The sequence below is a fragment of the Profundibacter sp. genome (assembly GCF_056498605.1).
Genome location: NZ_JBSMEZ010000118.1, coordinates 15,628 through 32,523, shown reverse-complemented (window position 1 = coordinate 32,523; position 16,896 = coordinate 15,628). Strand labels below are relative to the sequence as shown.

Annotated in this window: 15 protein-coding genes; 11 read left to right on the top strand and 4 right to left on the bottom strand. The window is 58.1% G+C overall.

Annotated elements, in window-relative coordinates; genetic code table 11:
• On the bottom strand, positions 1 to 821 hold an 821-nt coding region (locus ACWB12_RS12365), incomplete at its 3' end, for a LysR family transcriptional regulator (RefSeq protein ID WP_479530393.1).
• Between the two features lie 173 nt (positions 822 to 994).
• Here ACWB12_RS12365 and ACWB12_RS12360 point away from each other — a divergent pair.
• Positions 995 to 1,375, top strand: a complete 381-nt coding sequence (locus ACWB12_RS12360) for a helix-turn-helix domain-containing protein (protein WP_479530392.1) — start codon at positions 995 to 997, stop codon at positions 1,373 to 1,375.
• Positions 1,376 to 1,392: 17 nt separating this feature from the next.
• On the opposite strand, the gene ACWB12_RS12355 is transcribed toward ACWB12_RS12360, so the two are convergent.
• Together ACWB12_RS12355 and ACWB12_RS12350 are read right to left on the bottom strand one after the other, a co-directional pair.
• Complete coding sequence (locus tag ACWB12_RS12355; RefSeq protein ID WP_479530391.1) at positions 1,393 to 3,075, bottom strand: hydantoinase B/oxoprolinase family protein; 1,683 nt, start codon at positions 3,073 to 3,075, stop codon at positions 1,393 to 1,395.
• Positions 3,072 to 5,117, bottom strand: a complete 2,046-nt coding sequence (locus tag ACWB12_RS12350; protein ID WP_479530390.1) for a hydantoinase/oxoprolinase family protein — start codon at positions 5,115 to 5,117, stop codon at positions 3,072 to 3,074. The genes ACWB12_RS12355 and ACWB12_RS12350 overlap by 4 nt, the downstream gene beginning before the upstream one ends.
• A 165-nt stretch (positions 5,118 to 5,282) precedes the next feature.
• On the opposite strand from ACWB12_RS12350, the gene ACWB12_RS12345 reads away from it, so the two are divergent.
• The 5 genes from ACWB12_RS12345 to ACWB12_RS12325 all read left to right on the top strand — a co-directional run bounded on the left by ACWB12_RS12345 (position 5,283) and on the right by ACWB12_RS12325 (position 9,896).
• The gene (locus ACWB12_RS12345) at positions 5,283 to 6,566 is read left to right on the top strand and encodes an ABC transporter substrate-binding protein (protein WP_479530389.1); all 1,284 of its coding nucleotides are present in this window, start codon (positions 5,283 to 5,285) and stop codon (positions 6,564 to 6,566) included.
• 69 nt (positions 6,567 to 6,635) lie between these two features.
• On the top strand, positions 6,636 to 7,562 hold the full coding sequence (locus ACWB12_RS12340; protein WP_479530388.1) for a branched-chain amino acid ABC transporter permease: 927 nt from the start codon (positions 6,636 to 6,638) through the stop codon (positions 7,560 to 7,562).
• Positions 7,559 to 8,494, top strand: coding sequence for a branched-chain amino acid ABC transporter permease (locus ACWB12_RS12335; protein ID WP_479530387.1), 936 nt, complete (start codon positions 7,559 to 7,561; stop codon positions 8,492 to 8,494). Before ACWB12_RS12340 ends, ACWB12_RS12335 begins: the two co-directional genes overlap by 4 nt.
• Positions 8,482 to 9,201, top strand: coding sequence for an ABC transporter ATP-binding protein (locus tag ACWB12_RS12330; RefSeq protein ID WP_479530386.1), 720 nt, complete (start codon positions 8,482 to 8,484; stop codon positions 9,199 to 9,201). The genes ACWB12_RS12335 and ACWB12_RS12330 overlap by 13 nt, the downstream gene beginning before the upstream one ends.
• Positions 9,201 to 9,896, top strand: a complete 696-nt coding sequence (locus ACWB12_RS12325) for an ABC transporter ATP-binding protein (protein WP_479530385.1) — start codon at positions 9,201 to 9,203, stop codon at positions 9,894 to 9,896. Before ACWB12_RS12330 ends, ACWB12_RS12325 begins: the two co-directional genes overlap by 1 nt.
• 2 nt (positions 9,897 to 9,898) lie before the next feature.
• Here the strand turns inward: ACWB12_RS12325 and ACWB12_RS12320 are convergent, their stop codons facing one another.
• Positions 9,899 to 10,354 (bottom strand): MarR family winged helix-turn-helix transcriptional regulator, encoded by a 456-nt coding sequence (locus ACWB12_RS12320; RefSeq protein ID WP_479530384.1) that lies wholly within the window; start codon positions 10,352 to 10,354, stop codon positions 9,899 to 9,901.
• Positions 10,355 to 10,454: 100 nt separating this feature from the next.
• Here ACWB12_RS12320 and ACWB12_RS12315 point away from each other — a divergent pair, with 100 nt between their 5' ends.
• Genes ACWB12_RS12315 through ACWB12_RS12295 form a run of 5 tightly spaced genes read left to right on the top strand, consistent with a single transcriptional unit; the run spans position 10,455 to position 16,894 of the window.
• Positions 10,455 to 11,303: an FAD binding domain-containing protein gene (locus ACWB12_RS12315; RefSeq protein WP_479530383.1), complete on the top strand. Its 849-nt coding sequence runs from the start codon at positions 10,455 to 10,457 to the stop codon at positions 11,301 to 11,303.
• A complete protein-coding gene (locus tag ACWB12_RS12310) occupies positions 11,300 to 14,011 on the top strand; it encodes a molybdopterin-dependent oxidoreductase (protein WP_479530382.1) in 2,712 nt (903 codons plus the stop codon). The genes ACWB12_RS12315 and ACWB12_RS12310 overlap by 4 nt, the downstream gene beginning before the upstream one ends.
• Positions 14,008 to 15,489, top strand: coding sequence for a 6-hydroxynicotinate reductase (locus tag ACWB12_RS12305; RefSeq protein ID WP_479530381.1), 1,482 nt, complete (start codon positions 14,008 to 14,010; stop codon positions 15,487 to 15,489). Before ACWB12_RS12310 ends, ACWB12_RS12305 begins: the two co-directional genes overlap by 4 nt.
• Entirely contained in the window at positions 15,490 to 16,335 is an 846-nt protein-coding gene (locus tag ACWB12_RS12300; protein WP_479530380.1) for a UPF0280 family protein, read from the top strand.
• Entirely contained in the window at positions 16,313 to 16,894 is a 582-nt protein-coding gene (locus ACWB12_RS12295) for an amino acid synthesis family protein (RefSeq protein ID WP_479530379.1), read from the top strand. The genes ACWB12_RS12300 and ACWB12_RS12295 overlap by 23 nt, the downstream gene beginning before the upstream one ends.
• The last annotated feature ends 2 nt before the right edge of the window (positions 16,895 to 16,896 follow it).

Sequence of the window (16,896 nt, the reverse complement as noted above, 5' to 3'; positions counted from 1 at the left end):
GCTTTGCTAAGGCCCTCAATTGCTATATTTTTCGTCCGATCAACCAGTGTCGCCAAGGCAAAACTACCATCCGGAAAATGACATCCCATCAGTAACCTTTGATAGCTGATTGGAACCATCTCCTCACCATCCTTATCCGGTAGTTGGGTATGGATATGATCCAGTCGCACAGTCTCGTGGTCACGCACCTCTTGAAACGGATGTAACAGCAGGTTTGCAAACCCTACCCCACCTGGCAAATGGGGGATTCCCTTGCCAACACTGCTGCGTGCCCAACGCCAACCTTGCCAATTTGCATAAGATGACTTGTCCCCGATCTCTACACAGACCCAGTCATCGTCAATCTGGCGATATATCACTAAATACGGCCTAATTAATGAGAAAGCAGGGCTTTCCAAATCGCCCCCCGCATCGGCCCAGCACTTGAAACCGGATTGCAACAAATGGGAACTATTGCTCCATAGATTACCGAGTGGATATTCCTGCAGGTAATAGGTGAATTTTGGATCATCCTCATAAACGATGTGTGACAGCCCGTTAATGTGGTCCGATTGGTTGTTCAACCACGCCTCGCCACGCGCCAACAGCTCTTCGGCCTCTGGTAACGACCGCCGCCCTGATTCGGTTAGCTGGTATTGGCGATCTTCAAGGGTAAACAAAGCCACCCCTTTGCTTTCCTCCAGCAACCGGATATGACGCCGAACCGTTTGGCGCGTACTGCCCAATTCCCTGACTGCTTTTGACAAATTTAACGTACGGGCAAGCATCGTAAAAGATCTTAGTAACTCAAACAGTATTGATTGATTTTGAGGCGCGACCATAAAAACTCCATTATTTCAACTAAATACACTCATTACCGAGTTTGTAAGCCGCATGGTATACAAATCATCCATTCATGTCCAATCTGAACACCATTCTAGATCACAAGTAACGGATTGATAGATATCTCAAATGCTGGATGCTCGCATAACGAGAAACATCACAAGGAAATCACATGCCCCATCCCGTAGATATTCACGTCGGCAAGCGCATCAAAGAAATCCGCACGGTTCGCGGTTTAACCCAATCGAATGTTGCCGATCATCTGGGCATTTCCTTTCAACAACTGCAAAAATACGAAACCGGTGCCAACCGCGTTTCGGCCAGCCGGATGTTCGAACTGTCAAAATTGCTGGACATAACGCCCGCGTTTTTCTTTGAGGGTCTTGAGGGGCAGAATTACGAGACCATGCCACCAATGGATATGGAAACCGCCCGTATCGCGTCAGCCCTGTCCCGCATCAAGAACAAGAAACTGAAGAACCGGATCAATACACTGATCAGTGAAATTGTGCGCTCCTCCTCTACTGGTGATGAGGCCAGCACGGCCGCGTAATCGGCACAATATCCCGGTTACTTTGAGCCAAACAGCCGTGCGGCATCGGACGCGCTATAGCGTCCCAGCCGCACGTCTTCCTCGATTAACGCGAGGTCCCGTTTTGCGGGATCGCCGTAACCACCACCACCCGGTGTGCGCACCAGAACACGATCACCGGGCGTTAGCGCGATGTCTTGTTCCTTGGACAAATGCTCCGGCACATGGCGCTCGCCGCCCTGCCACACTTCGACTTCATTCACCGCACCGTCCGCGCCGCCCTTCGCACCTTGCGGCCCGACTCGCCCGTGATCCATCACAAAACTGGCCTTGGCGTCGCCTCGCAGCAGTTCCATTTCGTATTCCAATCCGAATCCGCCGCGATACTGCCCCGCCCCGCCTGACCCTTCGCGCAGGGCATAACGGTGGTAAAGCACAGGGAACATCTGCTCCATAATCTCGATCGGCGGCGCTTTGGAGATACCGATGGTCGAGCAACCGTTGGTCAACCCGTCATGGCGCGCATTACCGCCATAGCCGCCGCCCGACAGTTGGTACATCACAAAATTTCGGTCGCGTTCAGGGTCATACCCGCCCAGCGCAAAGTTGCCCGATGTGCCCGCAGGGGCCGCCGTAACGCGGTCTGGCAGCACCTCGACCAGCGCGGCAAACACCGCTTCGGCAATCCGCTGGCTAACTTCGGCAGCACAGCCCGACACGGGGCGCGGATATTGGGCGTCAAGGAACGTGCCCGTGGGCCGGATCACATTCAGCGGCTCGAACGCGCCAGCACTGATCGGCACCTCGGGAAATATGTGGCGCATGGCGAGGTAGACAGATGATAACGTGGTCGCCAGAACCGAATTCATCGGGCCAATGCAGGGTGGGCTGGAGCCAGCGAAGTCAAAGGTCATTGCGTCACCCGCCTTGGTGATTGTCAGATCAATCACCAAAGGCTCATTCACCACCCCGTCGCTGTCTACATAGGCTTTGGATGTATAATCCCCGTCCGGAATTTCCGCGATGTGCTTTCGCATCTGGCCCGCAGCCCGCCCGCGTAATTCCTCAATCGCGGCCTGCACGGTATCATCGCCATAACGGTCCAGCAGCTCGTTCAGTCGAACCTCGCCCACTTTCAGCGCCGCCGCTTGGGCCTGAACGTCACCGATCCGCTGATCCGCCACGCGGATGTTGGAACAAATGATCGCGTATATCTCTTGGTCCAGCACCCCCTGTTTGAACAGGCGCACAGGGGGTAGGCGCAGGCCTTCTTGTTCGACCGAAGTGGCCGAGGCGGAAAACCCGCCAGGGACCGAACCGCCCGTGTCGGGCCAATGCCCCGTGTTCGAGAGCCAGCAGAAAATTTCGCCATTCCGGTAATAGGGGCGCGCGAAACGCACATCCATCAGATGGGTGCCGCCCAGATACGGGTCATTAACGATGTAGATGTCATCGGGCTGCGGCGCGGCGACTTTGCCATCGGCAATCATCTCGATCAGCACACGGGTGGAATATTGCATGGTGCCGACGAACACAGGCAGGCCGCCCGCCCCTTGGGCTATCAGCGCACCGTCAACCGCGCTGTAAATCCCGTCGGAACGGTCATTGGCCTCGGCGATCACGGGGGAAAAGGCTGCACGGGAAAACGACAGGTCCATTTCATCGCAAACCTGTTGCAGGCCCGCCTGAATGACGCCAAGGGTGATCGGATCAAGCGTCATGACGCACCTCCTATGGTGATGATGATATTGCCCTCGGGATCACCTTTGGCTAAATCGTTTGGCTCGATCACAGTTGTCGTGTCCATCTGTTCAATGACCGCAGGGCCAGTGATCTGGGCGTCGATTGGCAAGTGATCGCGCCAGTAAATCGGGGTATCATGCCACACTCCGTCAAACATCACGCGGCGGGATGCGGTTTGGGCCTCGGCCACAACCGTGCGGCGTCCGGCAGGATCAACCAACAGCGACAGGTCCAGCGGCGGTCGTGCGCCAATCACCGAGGTGTTCACATTCACCAGATTGGCAGAAATCTCATCCAGCTGCACATGAAAGCGCTCAAAATAGACCTGCTCGAACCGCGTTTGCAATTCCTCCACCGTTGGCGTGGCACTGTCCAGATCAACCCGCAGTAAATGCGTCTGCCCGATGAACTGCATATCGACGCTGTAAAGGTGCCTGATCCCCGTCAGCATAATCTTTTCTTTGTTGATCAATGCTTCACCGTGGGCAACCTGTTCGGCAAATATCGCGTGGATATCACCCGCATCCAACACCCCCAATGGCCGGTTCACCGTGCGCACATAATCATGCCGAAGATCCGCCACCACACAGCCCAGCGCATTGGTAATTCCGGGCCGAGCGGGCACCAGAACCTGCGGCACGCCCAGCTCGCGGGCCAAGGCACAGGCGTGTAACGGCCCCGCCCCGCCAAAGGCAAACAAGGCGTAATCGCGCGGATCCACCCCCAGTGAAATCGACACCATCCGGATTGCGCCTGCCATATGAGTATTGGCCACGCGGATCACCGCCTCAGCGGCTTGCAAGGTGCTGATACCCAACGGTTTGGCCAATTTCTCCATCCCTGCCTCAATTCTCGCCATCAAATCGTCAGCAGCCCCGTCACGCAGGCCCATCCGGCCCAACAGCAGGTTGGCATCGGTGATCGTCGGCGCCACCCCGCCCTTGTCATAACAAATCGGCCCCGGTGTGGCCCCGGCGCTCTCTGGCCCGACTTCAAGCAACCCCGCAGCATTCACATGCGCGATTGATCCGCCGCCAGCCCCAACCGTGCGCACATCGACCATCGGCACATGGATCGGCATGGCGTATTCAATTTCAATCTCGTTTGACACCGCAGGTTGGGCATTTTTGATCAACGCAACATCCGTAGAGGTGCCGCCCATGTCATAGGTCAACAGATTGCACATCCCCGCCCGCGCACCGGTATAGGCCGCCGCCATCACGCCGGACGCGGGGCCGGACATCACGGTTTTTGCAGCCTCGCGTGCGACCATACTGGCGGAAACCATGCCGCCATTGCCGTTCATCACCAGCACGTCATGCTGATAGCCCTTGTCGGCCAACTCAGACGCCAACCGATCCACGTAGCGTTGCAACAACGGCTGCACCGAGGCATTTACCGCCGCCGTCACACCCCGCTCATATTCGCGGTTTTCCGACAGCAGGGCGTGGCCCATGGTGATGTAGTCGTTCGGCCAGATTTCGGCCACCAAACGCGCCGCTTCCAGTTCATGAACAGGGTTGGCATAGGCATGCAGGAAATGAATGACAACAGACTCGCAGCCCGCCGCAAGCAACGCCTGCGCCGCCGCCTGAACCGCCCCGCTATCCAGCGCCACATTCACTGATCCGTCCGCCAACATCCGCTCGGGCACCTCAAGCCGCAGATCACGCGGGATAATCGGGGTGAACTCGCCAAACATACCATAGGCTTGCGGGCGGGTGCGCCGCCCCAATTCCAGCACATCGCGAAAACCACGCGTGGTGATCAGACCGGTTTTGCACAGTTTACGCTCCAGCACCGCGTTGGTCGTTGTCGTCGTGCCATGCACGATCAGGTCCACATCCGGCAGATTGGCGTCAACCGTCTCCAAAGCATTCAACACACCAAACGCTTGATTGTCCAAGGTGCTGGGAACTTTGGACAGACGCACCTGCCCGCCCGTAGACAACAACACAAGATCGGTGAATGTGCCGCCCACATCCACGCCTACAATCCCGCCCCGTGCCTGATCTTTCATCTGTAAATTCCTTGACAGGTTTTAATTTAATCATTTGTATACAAACTAGTTTGCATCGGTCCATGATTATTTACCAGTGGACATTTATCACCATGCAATCAATTCTAAAGGCGATAGAAGGCCGATCATACGGCCCGTCAGAACAACACATTAGGGAGACAAAACATGGTTAACAAAACATTACCAACCCGCCGTAAAATCCTGACGGGTATGGCCGCAGTCGGGGCAGCAACCGCCCTGCCGGACGTAACAAGGTTTGCCCAAGCGGGTTCACACCGCGCACCACTCAAACGCGGTTTTCAGGTGCACCGCACCGGCATCGGTGCCGCCTACGGGCGCTGGTACGAGCGCACTACAAACGCCGCTACGAAGGTGATCAATGACGCTGGCGGCATTAACGGACGACCCGTTGAAATCGTGGCCGAGGATGACGGGACCGATCCAAAGCGCGGTGCCGAGGTGTTGGAAAAATTCGCCAACCAGCACGGTTGCGATATCGCCTATGGCACGCTGTTTTCCCACGTCGTCATTGGCTCGGCCCCCCGCGCCGCAGAACTGAAACTGCCTTATTTTGTGGTCTCGGAAGGGCACCATGTGGCATCCGGCATGTTGAACCGCTACACACTGCAGCCGGGCATTACCGACGTAAAAAGCCAAGTTCAGGCAATGGCGCCGTGGGTGGCCAGCAATCTGGGTAAAAAGATCACCATGATCTTCCCCGACTTTGCATTCGGCCATAACCATCGTGATTTCTTTAGCGAAGCGATTGAAAAACAGGGCGGCGAAGTGGTGGCCAAAATCGCCATCCCACCAACCGAGACCTCCTTTACCAAATACTTCCCGAAAATCCCGCGCGAAACCGAGGTGATCTATCACGTCATGGTCGGCCCATCAGTTTTGACATTCGTCAAGGAACTGGGCGAGTTTTTTGGACCCAGCGCACCGGAAATATTCGGCTTTGTGGATTCGCTCGAGGCGGTCGATTTCGCCACGCCGGGTCTGGAATTTCTGGAAGGCACCCATTTCTGGGAAGGCATGCCACGCTATGTGCAACCGAACCAGACCGAGTATGACAAATTCTACCGCGCCGCCGTCGGCGTCGATGAAAACGGTGCCTCGGTCGATGATCCGAAAGATGTGTCGACCTACGCCCATATGTTCGGCTGCTGGGAGACCCTGTTCACCATCAAGGACGGGATGGAGGCCGCAGGTTACAAAGGCGTTGGGGATCGCACCAAACTGATCGAGGCCGTCGAAGCGATCACCGACATGCCGGAAAGCAACGAGCACCCACAAGGGGCCAAGCTGTTTAATGGCAAAACCCATCAGGTGTTCGGGCCACAGTATATTTCCAAAGTCGAAGGCGGAAAACTGATGGTGAAACACACCACATCGCTGGAAGACGGGTTTTATCCGGACGAGGTGGATTACACCACGCAATCGTTCTAGCACACACTCCTCTCCCGCAAGCGGGGGAGGGAACACAATTCCCCGATATAAAAGAGCAGTTCACAACACATGGAATTTGGCCCCCACCTTATGCTTGCCATGCTCGAAGGTCTGGTGCAGGCGTCCGTGCTGACGCTAACAGCCCTTGGCCTGTCACTGGTGTTTGGCGTGATGCGCGTGGTCAACGTGGCGCATGGCGAATTCTTTATGCTGGGCGCAGTGCTGGCGTGGTGGATCACCAGCATGTTGGGCGGACCTGCCGCTGTTGGGTTCATCGCCGCGCTGATCATTGCGCCGCTGTTGGTCGGGTTGTTGGCGGGGGCTGCCGATTGGTTGATCTTGCGGCGGGTCGACTATGACCCGGAACGCACCATCGTCGCCACCATCGGGCTGTTATACATCATCCAGCAAGTCACCCTGATGACCTATGGCCCTGATGCCCACCCCGTCGCGCCGCCCTTCAACACCCGTCTGGCGCTGCCGTGGTTTGAGTGGGGTGACAAAGGGTTCCAGATGTATTGGCCGTGGGGTCTCAGCACCACCAGTTACAAGCTGTTCGTCATTATGGCGGCCATCGTCACCCTGATCGGGGTTTGGCTGCTGATGGCGAAAACCAAAATCGGCCTAATCCTGCGGGCCACCCAACTGGACAGCGAAATCGCACAAGCGTTCGGCATTCCGGTCGAACGGATTTACGCGCTGGTGTTCGGCATGGGGGCCGCATTGGCCGCCCTTGGCGCGGTGTTGGTCGTGCCGATCCAGCAAGCGCACTACCTAATGGGCGCGGACCCGCTACTTCTGTCGTTCATCGTGGTGATCATCGGCGGGCTTGGCTCGTTGCGCGGCACCGTGGTCGCGGCCGTTCTGATCGGCATGAGCGACGGGATCATATCGGTGTTCTTCACCCCGACGCTGGCGAAAATGCTGGCAACATTGCTGGTGGCGATGGTGTTGGTGTACCGACCCCAAGGGTTATTCGGAGCCAAAGCCGCATGAAAAAATCACTGCCTCTGCACCTTGGCCTGATCGCACTTCTGATTGCATTACAGTTCATCCTGCCCGTCTATCACCACGGCGTTCTGGCCCGCGTGATGGTGATGGCCACTTACGCGATGGGCTATAATATCATGTTCGGCTACACAGGATTGCTGAGCCTTGGGCACGCCATGTTTTTTGCCGCCGGTATGTATGGCATGGGACTGTCGGTGACGCAGTTGAACATGTCGATCGGGCCTGCGTTCGGCATGGGCATCCTCGCCTCGGTGCTGTTTTCACTGCTCGTCGGCCTGCTGGCCCTGCGCACTATTGGCGTGGCGTTCATGATCGTCACTTTGATGTTCTCGCAAACCATCTTCCTGACCATCCTGTATTTTGGCAGCGTCACCCGCGGGGACGAAGGTTTCGTGATCCAGCAATCCGCACGACAGATCGCGGGGCTGGATCTATCCGACCCAACCATACGCTATTTCGCGGCGCTGGCCCTGTTCGCCGTAGTGTTGCTTGGCATCCTGTGGCTGGTGCGTGCCCCCACGGGCCGCGTGTTGATCGCCATCCGCGAAAACGAAGAACGCGCCAAAATGCTGGGCTATGACACATGGCGTCACAAGCTGGCCGCGGTGGTTATGTCCGGCACAGTTTCAGGTGCTGCGGGCGCGGCATACGGGGTTTTGTTCGGCTATGTCGGGGCCAGCTTTGCCCAGGTGCCATATTCGATCTTTCCGCTGTTGTGGGTGCTTTTGGGCGGGGCCGGAACCGTGATCGGGCCATTCATCGGCACCCTGTTCATGTTCTACCTGATTGATCTGTCCAGTGCCGTGACGGACGCTTACATGCTGGTTGTCGGCGTGGTGCTGGTGTTATTAACCATGTTTGCCCGCAACGGGCTGATGGGAATCGTGCGGGAAAGGTGGGCAAAATGGCTTCCGTAAACCTGCTGTCGACCCGTGGCCTTAGCCGCAACTTTGGCGGGCTACAGGCCGTGCATAATGTGGATTTCGATCTGCCCCAAGGCGAAATCCGTGCGCTGATCGGCCCGAATGGGGCTGGCAAAACCACCTTCGTTTCGATGCTGTGTGGTCGCATCCCCGCAAGCAGTGGAACCGTTACGTTTCAGGGGCAGGACGTCACCACCCTGCCCGCCCATAAGCGCATCTCGCTGGGGATGGCCTATACATTCCAGATCACCTCGATCTTTGGCAATCTGACGGTGTTTGAAAACGTTGCACTGGCGGTGCAGCACCGCTTGGGTCGCGCCACGAAGCAGTTGCAAACCGAGGTTACCACCGCCCTGACCCGCGTCGGGCTGGACCGTCGCGCTGATCAGGTGGCGGGTGATCTGGCCTACGGGCATCAACGCCTGCTGGAAATCGCCATGGGACTGGGTCAGGAACCGAAACTGTTGATACTGGATGAACCAACGCAAGGGTTGTCGGACGGCGAAATCACCGAGTTCATCCAGTTGATCCGCGAGGTATCCGCCACAACTACCGTGCTGTTGATTGAACATAACATCAACGTGGTAATGGCTTTGGCTGACCAAATCACCGTGCTGAATTTCGGCGAAATCATCGCCGAGGGCACGCCAGACGAAATCCACGCCAACCCAGCGGTTCAAGCCGCCTATCTGGGGGGTTGATGCTGAAACTGACCGACATCAATGCCGGATATGGCAAGGTTCAGGTGCTGCGTGATCTATCCCTAGAGGTGCGAGCCGGCGAAATCCTGTGCCTATTGGGGCGCAACGGGGCGGGCAAATCAACCGCGATGAAAATCATCATGGGGCTGGTGCCGATCACGTCTGGGTCAATGCAACTGGAAGCGTATGAAATCAGCGGGCTACCCGCCCATCTCATTCCCAGACTGGGGATCGGATACATACCGCAAGGGCGGCGGTTGTTTTCGGAAATGACCGTCGGGGAAAACCTGCAAATCGGGATGATGACACGCGGCAAAGGTGCCGATGTCCGCGACCAAGTGCTGGAGATGTTCCCGCGCCTTCGCGAACGGCTGCATCAACGCGCCGAGACATTGTCTGGCGGCGAACAACAGATGCTGGCCACCGCACGCGCATTATGTCTGGAACCAAAGGTGTTGTTGCTGGACGAACCAACGGAAGGGTTGCAGCCCTCAATGATATCGTTGATCCGTGATGTCGTGATGACATTGAAAGAAAAAGGCGTCGCTATCATTCTGGTCGAACAACGGGTGGAGGCAGTGCTGGAAGTGGCCGACAGGATTGTATTTGTCGAAAACGGGCGCAGTGCGCTGACAGTCACGCCTGCGGAGTTGAAGGCGGATAGCAGTTTGCTACATCGCTTTGTCGGCGTTTGAAATCAGGTCAGTTTGCGCAGCAGATGCAGGAACATGGCCTGTTCACTATCGGTCAGGGGTTTCAGCGTTTCATCACTGATATTCTGCGCAGTCCCAATCAGGCCCCCCAACAAATCCCGCCCCCCTGATGTAAGCGATACAATCGTGCGACGCCGATCTGTTTTGTCATTTTCCGTCTGCACCAACCCGTGTTTCTTTAACCGGTCCACAACCCCTTTGATCGTCGCCGCATCCATCGCCGTTAACCGCCCCAAGGTGTTCTGCGACAACGCTCCGGCCTCGGTCAGTTTGGCCAATGTTGCAAATTGCATCGGGGTCAGTTCCGATATGGCCTGCCCGTAGATTGACAAATGCCGCTGTGATGCGCGGCGCAGCAAATGCCCGACCTGATCGTCTAGACGATACGGTGCGCCGACTTTGTCGTTGCCAGCATCAGGGTGGGTCTGTTTTGGTTTCATCAGGCCTGAAACTGGCGCAAAATCATTTGACAGTAAAGCGAATTGCCCGCAAAATCCGTTTGTATACCAATGAATTCTCACCCCCGAACCAAGAGGCGCAATGGCGTATCACCGGCCCACAGACCTAAATGAAGCGTTTGATGTTCTCGCGCAATCCGGCGCACGGATACTTGCGGGCGGGACCGATGTTTTTCCAGCTGAAACGGGGCGGGAGTTGCGTGGCGAGGTGCTCGACATAACGGCGATTGCCGCATTGCGCGGCATTTCCCAAACCAAGGACGGCTGGCGGATCGGCGCAACAGCAACATGGTCTGATGTGGTTAACGCGACCTTGCCACCAGCCTTCAACGCCTTGCAACAGGCCGCCCGCGAGGTGGGATCGCTGCAAATCCAGAACAGCGGCACAGTGGCAGGCAACCTGTGTAACGCATCCCCCGCCGCAGACGGTGTGCCGCCCCTTTTGGTGCTGGATGCAATGGTCGAAATTGGATCGGGGCGCGGCCAACGGCACATGCCCCTGTCCGAATTCATTAAGGGCGTGCGCAACACGGCTTTGAAGGCGGGCGAAATCGTCACCGCCATCCATGTGCCACAATCCACGATTGGCGGGGCATCGGCGTTCCAGAAGCTGGGGGCGCGCAAATATCTGGTGATTTCGATCTGTATGGTCGCGGCAAGGATCAAAGTGGTGAACGGAGTGATCAGCAATTCGGCGATCAGTGTCGGAGCCTGCGGCCCTGTGGCGTCCCGCCTCACAAACTTGGAAACCGCGCTGATCGGTGCCAGCATCGCTGACCCAATAGCATGGCGCGACACAATCGAATACCAAATCGCAACCGCTCTGACCCCGATTGACGACATCCGTGCCGACGCCCGTTACCGCATCACGGCCGCATCTGAACTGGTCAGCAATACTATCAACGACGCAATTCAGGCGGGCACGGCATGACAACAACCCTACTGGTCAACGGTGCTCCGCATAAGATCACCGCCCCCCCCGCCCGCCGCCTTAGCGAAGCTTTGCGCGAGGATTTGAACCTGCGCGGCACCAAGGTGGGCTGTGACGCAGGCGATTGCGGGGCGTGTACTGTGTTGCTGGATGGCGCACCGGTTTGCGCCTGCCTGACCACGGTGGCACAAGTTGCAGGCCGGATGGTGATAACGGTTGAGGGCTTGCCCAATGAGGGGTTCGCGAACCTGCAAGCCGCGTTCCTGCATTACGGGGCCGCCCAATGCGGCATCTGCACACCCGGCATGTTGGTCAGCGCCGCCGCGTTGCTGGACAATCACCCGCACCCGACTCTGCAACAGGTCGAGGATGCATTGGGCGGGGTGCTGTGCCGCTGCACTGGGTATACCAAGATCATTCAGGCGGTGATGAATGCGAATAACCCACTGCCCAATATGGCAACCCCCGACGCAGGCAATGCCGTCGGCAGCCCCGTTGTCCGGCTGGATGGGCAACCCAAAGTAGACGGAACCGAAGCCTTTGGCGCGGACCATGTTCCGCTTGATACCCTCACCGTTCACGCCATCCGCTCGCCGCATCACCGTGCAGATTTCACCATCGGGAACACGGACAAATGGGTTCGCAACACCTCCGGCATTTCGCTGGTTCTGACCGCTACCGATATCCCCGGCGAAAACCGGTTTGGCGTGATCCCGCCCTTTGCAGACCAACCCGCACTGGCCCAAAACCACACCCGTTTTCGCGGCGAGGCGGTGGCACTGATTGTGGGCGAAACGGATGCTATCGACGCTTGCGACCTGTCCACATTTCCGATCACATGGCAGCCGCAAGCCGAATTGCTGGACACTGATAGCGCCAAACAACCCGACGCCCCGCAACTGCATGACGGGCGCGACGGCAACCTTTTGATACAGGGCCTTGTGCGTCACCATGATGCGGAAAATGCCTTCATGGCATCAACCCACACCGCCGAAACCTCAATCAAAACCGCCTATGTCGAGCACGCCTATATCGAACCCGAAGCGGGCGTTGCGTGGATGGACGGTGACACCCTGAACATCCGCGCCTGTACCCAAGCCCCCGTGATGGATCAAGAGGGCGTGGCCAAAATCCTTGCCCTGCAAATGAACCGCGTGCGCATCATTCCGTCGGCCACAGGCGGCGGCTTTGGCTCCAAACTTGACGTATCCTTGCAGCCGTTGATCGGCCTTGCCACACTGAAAACAGGCAAGCCTTGCCGGATAACCTATTCGCGCAATGAATCCATGTCCTCGACCACCAAACGCCACCCTGCCAAAATGGCCGCCCGCATAGGGTGTGACGCGGACGGCAGACTGACCGCGATGCATTTTGACGGCGATTTCAACACCGGTGCCTATGCCTCGTGGGGTCCAACCGTGGCCAACCGCGTGCCGGTGCATGCCTCTGGCCCCTACAAAATGCCCGCCTATTTCGCCCAAGCCAGCGCCATTCACACCAACGGCCCGCCGTCGGGTGCATTTCGCGGATTTGGCGTGCCGCAAGCCGCGGTCATTCAGGAAATCCTGTTTGATGATTTGGCAATGATGACTGGTGTGGACCGTTTGAAATTCCGCCAGAAAAACGCGCTGCGCGACGGGGACAAGACGCAAACCGGACAGATACTAAGCGCGGTTGGCATTGGCCAATGCCTTAAGGCGCTTGAAACGCCGTGGCAGTCAGCACTTGCACAAAATACAGAATGGAACGCCCGCCACAGTGACACAAAACGCGGCGTGGGCGTGGCCAGCTGTTGGTATGGTTGCGGCAACACATCCCTGCCCAACCCATCAACTATTCTGGCGGGCATCACGCCGGATGGGCGGCTGGTTTTGCATCAAGGCGCAACTGATATCGGCCAAGGGTCCAACACCGTGATTGCACAAATCTTTGCCGATGCTTTGGGCCTGCCGTTGTCGCAAGTCACCCTGATTGGTCCGGATACCGGCCTCACACCGGACGCCGGGAAAACCTCGGCCTCGCGCCAAACCTATGTCACTGGCAAAGCCGCCGAACAGACAGGCCGGCAGTTACGCACCGCTATCCTGCAACGCCTGAACGCGGCGGATGATACGGCGCTTCACCTTGGCGATGGCACGCTTTCCAGCGCCTCTTTGCGTCTTGATCTGGCCAGCCTAACGCCGGATGAAAACGGCTATGTCCTCAGCGCGATTTCCACTTACGATCCGCCCACATCCCCGTTGGATGAAAACGGCCAAGGCACGCCTTATGCGGTTTATGGCTATGGTGCGCAGATGGCCGAAGTCGAGGTCGACATGCGCCTTGGCACCGTCAAAGTGCGCCATATTCACGCCGCGCATGATCTGGGGCGGGTGATCAATCCGGTGCTTGCCACGGGCCAAATCGAGGGCGGCATTGCCCAAGGGCTGGGCATGGCTTTGATGGAAGAATACATTCCGGGGCGCACCGAAAATCTGCACGATTATCTGATCCCCACCATCGGCGACATGCCGCAAATCACCTCGATCCTGATCGAAAATCCCGATCCGCACGGACCGTTCGGGGCCAAGGGGCTGGGCGAGCCTGTGCTGATCCCCACCGCCCCCGCCATTCTGAACGCGATCCGTGACGCATCCGGCGCACGCATCACCCGTTTGCCAGCGCTGCCTTACCGCGTTCTGAACGCCATCATCGAGGCACAGAAATGACCGATGCCTCTGTAAATGCCTCTGTTAATGCCTCTGTAAAAATCCGCTGCGATGCCTGCCCCGTGATGTGTTACGTCGCCGAGGGTCGGCTTGGCGCATGTGACCGCTACGCTAACGAGGGCGGCAAAATCATCCGCTGTGATCCGCTGACAATCCTTGACCATCGCATTACAGCGGGCGACGAGGTGAAACCGTTTCTGGGTGCGGATTGGCAAGATGATCTGGCCGATGATAGTCAGAAATTCGTCACCGCCATCGGATCCGGCACCACCTACCCCGACTATAAACCGGCGCCCTTTATCGTCAGCCAACAGATCGATGGCGCGGATATGATCACCGTGGTGACCGAGGCAATATTTTCCTACTGCGGTGTCAAAGTGAAGATCGACACCGACCGCCATCTAGGGGCCGAGGCTGCAATCGTGCGGGCAAATGGCGAAGCGATCGGCCATGTGATGACCAGCGAATATGGCTCGCAAATGTTGTCACTCGGCGGGGTGGATCACCTGACTGGCGGCACCAAAGCCGAGGGCCGCGTGACCTGCGATGCCCTGCTGAAACTGTGCAATCGCGCGGCGGTTGAGTTGACCATCGACGGTGGTTCAACCGTCATCGTTCAGGCAGGCCATGCGCCCATCGTTGATGGCAACCGCGAGGCAAGGATGCGGGTCGGATGTGGGTCCGCCACCATCGGGATGTTTGCATCGCAATGGCGCGGATTGGTCGACGAGGTGGTGGTGGTGGATGACCACATCACCGGCGTTGTGTCGGAACATCAGGCGGGCAAGGTGCTGGGCTGGCAAAGCACCGGCATTAAAATCAAGGGCCGGCGCTCAACTCCTGGCCGCTATTTTCAGGTGGCTGACCCTGGTCTTGGCTGGGGTGGCACCAACATTGAAAACCCATTGGATATTCTGGGGCCGTGGAATGGCAAGAAAGGCGCCAAGGCGGGTTTGCGTATGATGATGGTTTCCACCACGGGCGAGCAGTTCGGTTATTACGTGCTGGACGAGGCGCTGGAGCCGGTGGAGCAACCGCTGCCCGATGAGATGAAACGCTCGGTCCAGTTGATCGACGAGAATTGCGAGCCTGCGCTCTGCACAGTGCTGTTCATGGGGGGGGCGGGGGGCAGCTTGCGCTCCGGCGTTACCCAAAATCCGATCCGTCTGACCCAATCCGTCAGCGCCAACGCAACGCAACTGACCTGTGGCGGGGCGCAAACCTATATTTGGCCGGGCGGTGGTATCACCATGATGGTAGATGTGCTGACCCTGCCGGAAAATTCGTTCGGCTACGTTCCTACACCTGCGCTGGTCGCCCCGCTGGAATTCACCATGTCCCGCGACGAATACGGCCGTCTTGGCGGCCACACCGAAAGCATCCGTAGTGCCACCAACATTCTGGACAAGGGCGGCGAATATGGCGACGGTAACCGCGCCATCGCCCCTGAAACTGACCTGCCGTGGAGGAAGCGCTAGATGTCACAGGCCAGCCTTTTGCCCGATGGCCGTCTGCACCTGAACCACGGGCCGATTGACCTGATTATTCAGGCATGGGGGCCGGATCAACGGGCCGCGTTTAATCAGGCCACCGCCCGTTTCCAAACCGTGCTGGACGAACTGGCGAGCGAACTGCCATTGTTGCGCATCGCTACGCCAATCCAGCCCACAGGTAAAATCGCCCGCAAAATGGCCTGTGCCATCGCCCACCACACAGACACCTTCGTCACCCCGATGGCCGCCGTTGCGGGGGCCGTGGCCGATGAGGTTTGCCATGCCATGTGTCACGGTCTGACGCTGGACAAGGCTTACGTGAACAACGGCGGCGACATTGCCATTCACCTGACGCCCCCCCACCACCTGACCTGCGCCATCCACGCGGGCAGTGACGCAGGCCGCGTCACCCTTACCGCCGATCAACCCGTGCGTGGCCTGGCCACTTCGGGCTGGCACGGGCGCAGCCATTCGTTCGGCATTGCGGACGCCGTCACCGTCATCGCCCGCACTTCTGCCGCCGCCGATGTTGCCGCCACCCTGATTGCCAATGCTGTCAATCTGCCCGACCATCCCGCCATCACCCGCCAACCCGCCAACACGTTGAGCCCCGACAGTGACCTCGGCCCACGTCGCGTCACCACCGCTGTTGGCCCATTGAGCGACACCGAAGTGACCAGCGCCCTTACTGCCGGACAAACCCTTGCCAACAACATGATCCACACCGGAAAAATTACCGCCGCCGCCTTGTTCTTGCGCGGCCAGAATTGCTATGCAGGCGACACCCTCGCCCCCACAGGAGACAGAAATGCTCGACTTCAAACTGCGTAAGACCATGATATTCATCGAGGAAATCCAGCATGACGGTGGCCCCGTAGCCCAAACCCCGCGTGTCCGCGCCGCCATCATCGCACTGGTCAACAACCCATTTGCCGGAAAATACGTCGAGGATATTCAGCCCGCGATGGAAGCCCTAAAACCGCTGGGCCTGATGATGACTGACAAATTGATTGAGGCGCTTGGCGGTAAAGACGGCATCGACGCATACGGTAAATCGGCCCTTGTCGGCGAGGCAGGCGAGCTGGAGCACGCCGCCCTTTGGCACGTCCCCGGCGGGTATGTGATGCGCGAACGTCTGGGCGAAGCCCGCGCCATTGTGCCGTCGAGCAAAAAGGTCGGCGGGGTCGGCACAGCCGTCGATATCCCCATCGCCCACATCAACGCCGCCTACGTGCGCGGGCACTTTGATGCGATGGAAGTCCGTGTGCCGGACGGCCCCAAAGCCAATGAAATCATGTTCGCACTGGCAATGGCCAAGGGGCCACGTATCCACTCGCGTCTGGGCGGGTTGGAGTTGCAGGATGTGGTTGGCAAAGATGGGCTGAGATAGGC

Coding starts and splice junctions, on each gene's coding strand:
- ACWB12_RS12360 (WP_479530392.1), top strand. CDS start 995: ATGCCCCATCCCGTAGATATTCACGTCGGCAAGCGCATCAAAGAAATC.
- ACWB12_RS12355 (WP_479530391.1), bottom strand. CDS start 3,075: ATGACGCTTGATCCGATCACCCTTGGCGTCATTCAGGCGGGCCTGCAA.
- ACWB12_RS12350 (WP_479530390.1), bottom strand. CDS start 5,117: ATGAAAGATCAGGCACGGGGCGGGATTGTAGGCGTGGATGTGGGCGGC.
- ACWB12_RS12345 (WP_479530389.1), top strand. CDS start 5,283: ATGGTTAACAAAACATTACCAACCCGCCGTAAAATCCTGACGGGTATG.
- ACWB12_RS12340 (WP_479530388.1), top strand. CDS start 6,636: ATGGAATTTGGCCCCCACCTTATGCTTGCCATGCTCGAAGGTCTGGTG.
- ACWB12_RS12335 (WP_479530387.1), top strand. CDS start 7,559: ATGAAAAAATCACTGCCTCTGCACCTTGGCCTGATCGCACTTCTGATT.
- ACWB12_RS12330 (WP_479530386.1), top strand. CDS start 8,482: ATGGCTTCCGTAAACCTGCTGTCGACCCGTGGCCTTAGCCGCAACTTT.
- ACWB12_RS12325 (WP_479530385.1), top strand. CDS start 9,201: ATGCTGAAACTGACCGACATCAATGCCGGATATGGCAAGGTTCAGGTG.
- ACWB12_RS12320 (WP_479530384.1), bottom strand. CDS start 10,354: ATGAAACCAAAACAGACCCACCCTGATGCTGGCAACGACAAAGTCGGC.
- ACWB12_RS12315 (WP_479530383.1), top strand. CDS start 10,455: ATGGCGTATCACCGGCCCACAGACCTAAATGAAGCGTTTGATGTTCTC.
- ACWB12_RS12310 (WP_479530382.1), top strand. CDS start 11,300: ATGACAACAACCCTACTGGTCAACGGTGCTCCGCATAAGATCACCGCC.
- ACWB12_RS12305 (WP_479530381.1), top strand. CDS start 14,008: ATGACCGATGCCTCTGTAAATGCCTCTGTTAATGCCTCTGTAAAAATC.
- ACWB12_RS12300 (WP_479530380.1), top strand. CDS start 15,490: ATGTCACAGGCCAGCCTTTTGCCCGATGGCCGTCTGCACCTGAACCAC.
- ACWB12_RS12295 (WP_479530379.1), top strand. CDS start 16,313: ATGCTCGACTTCAAACTGCGTAAGACCATGATATTCATCGAGGAAATC.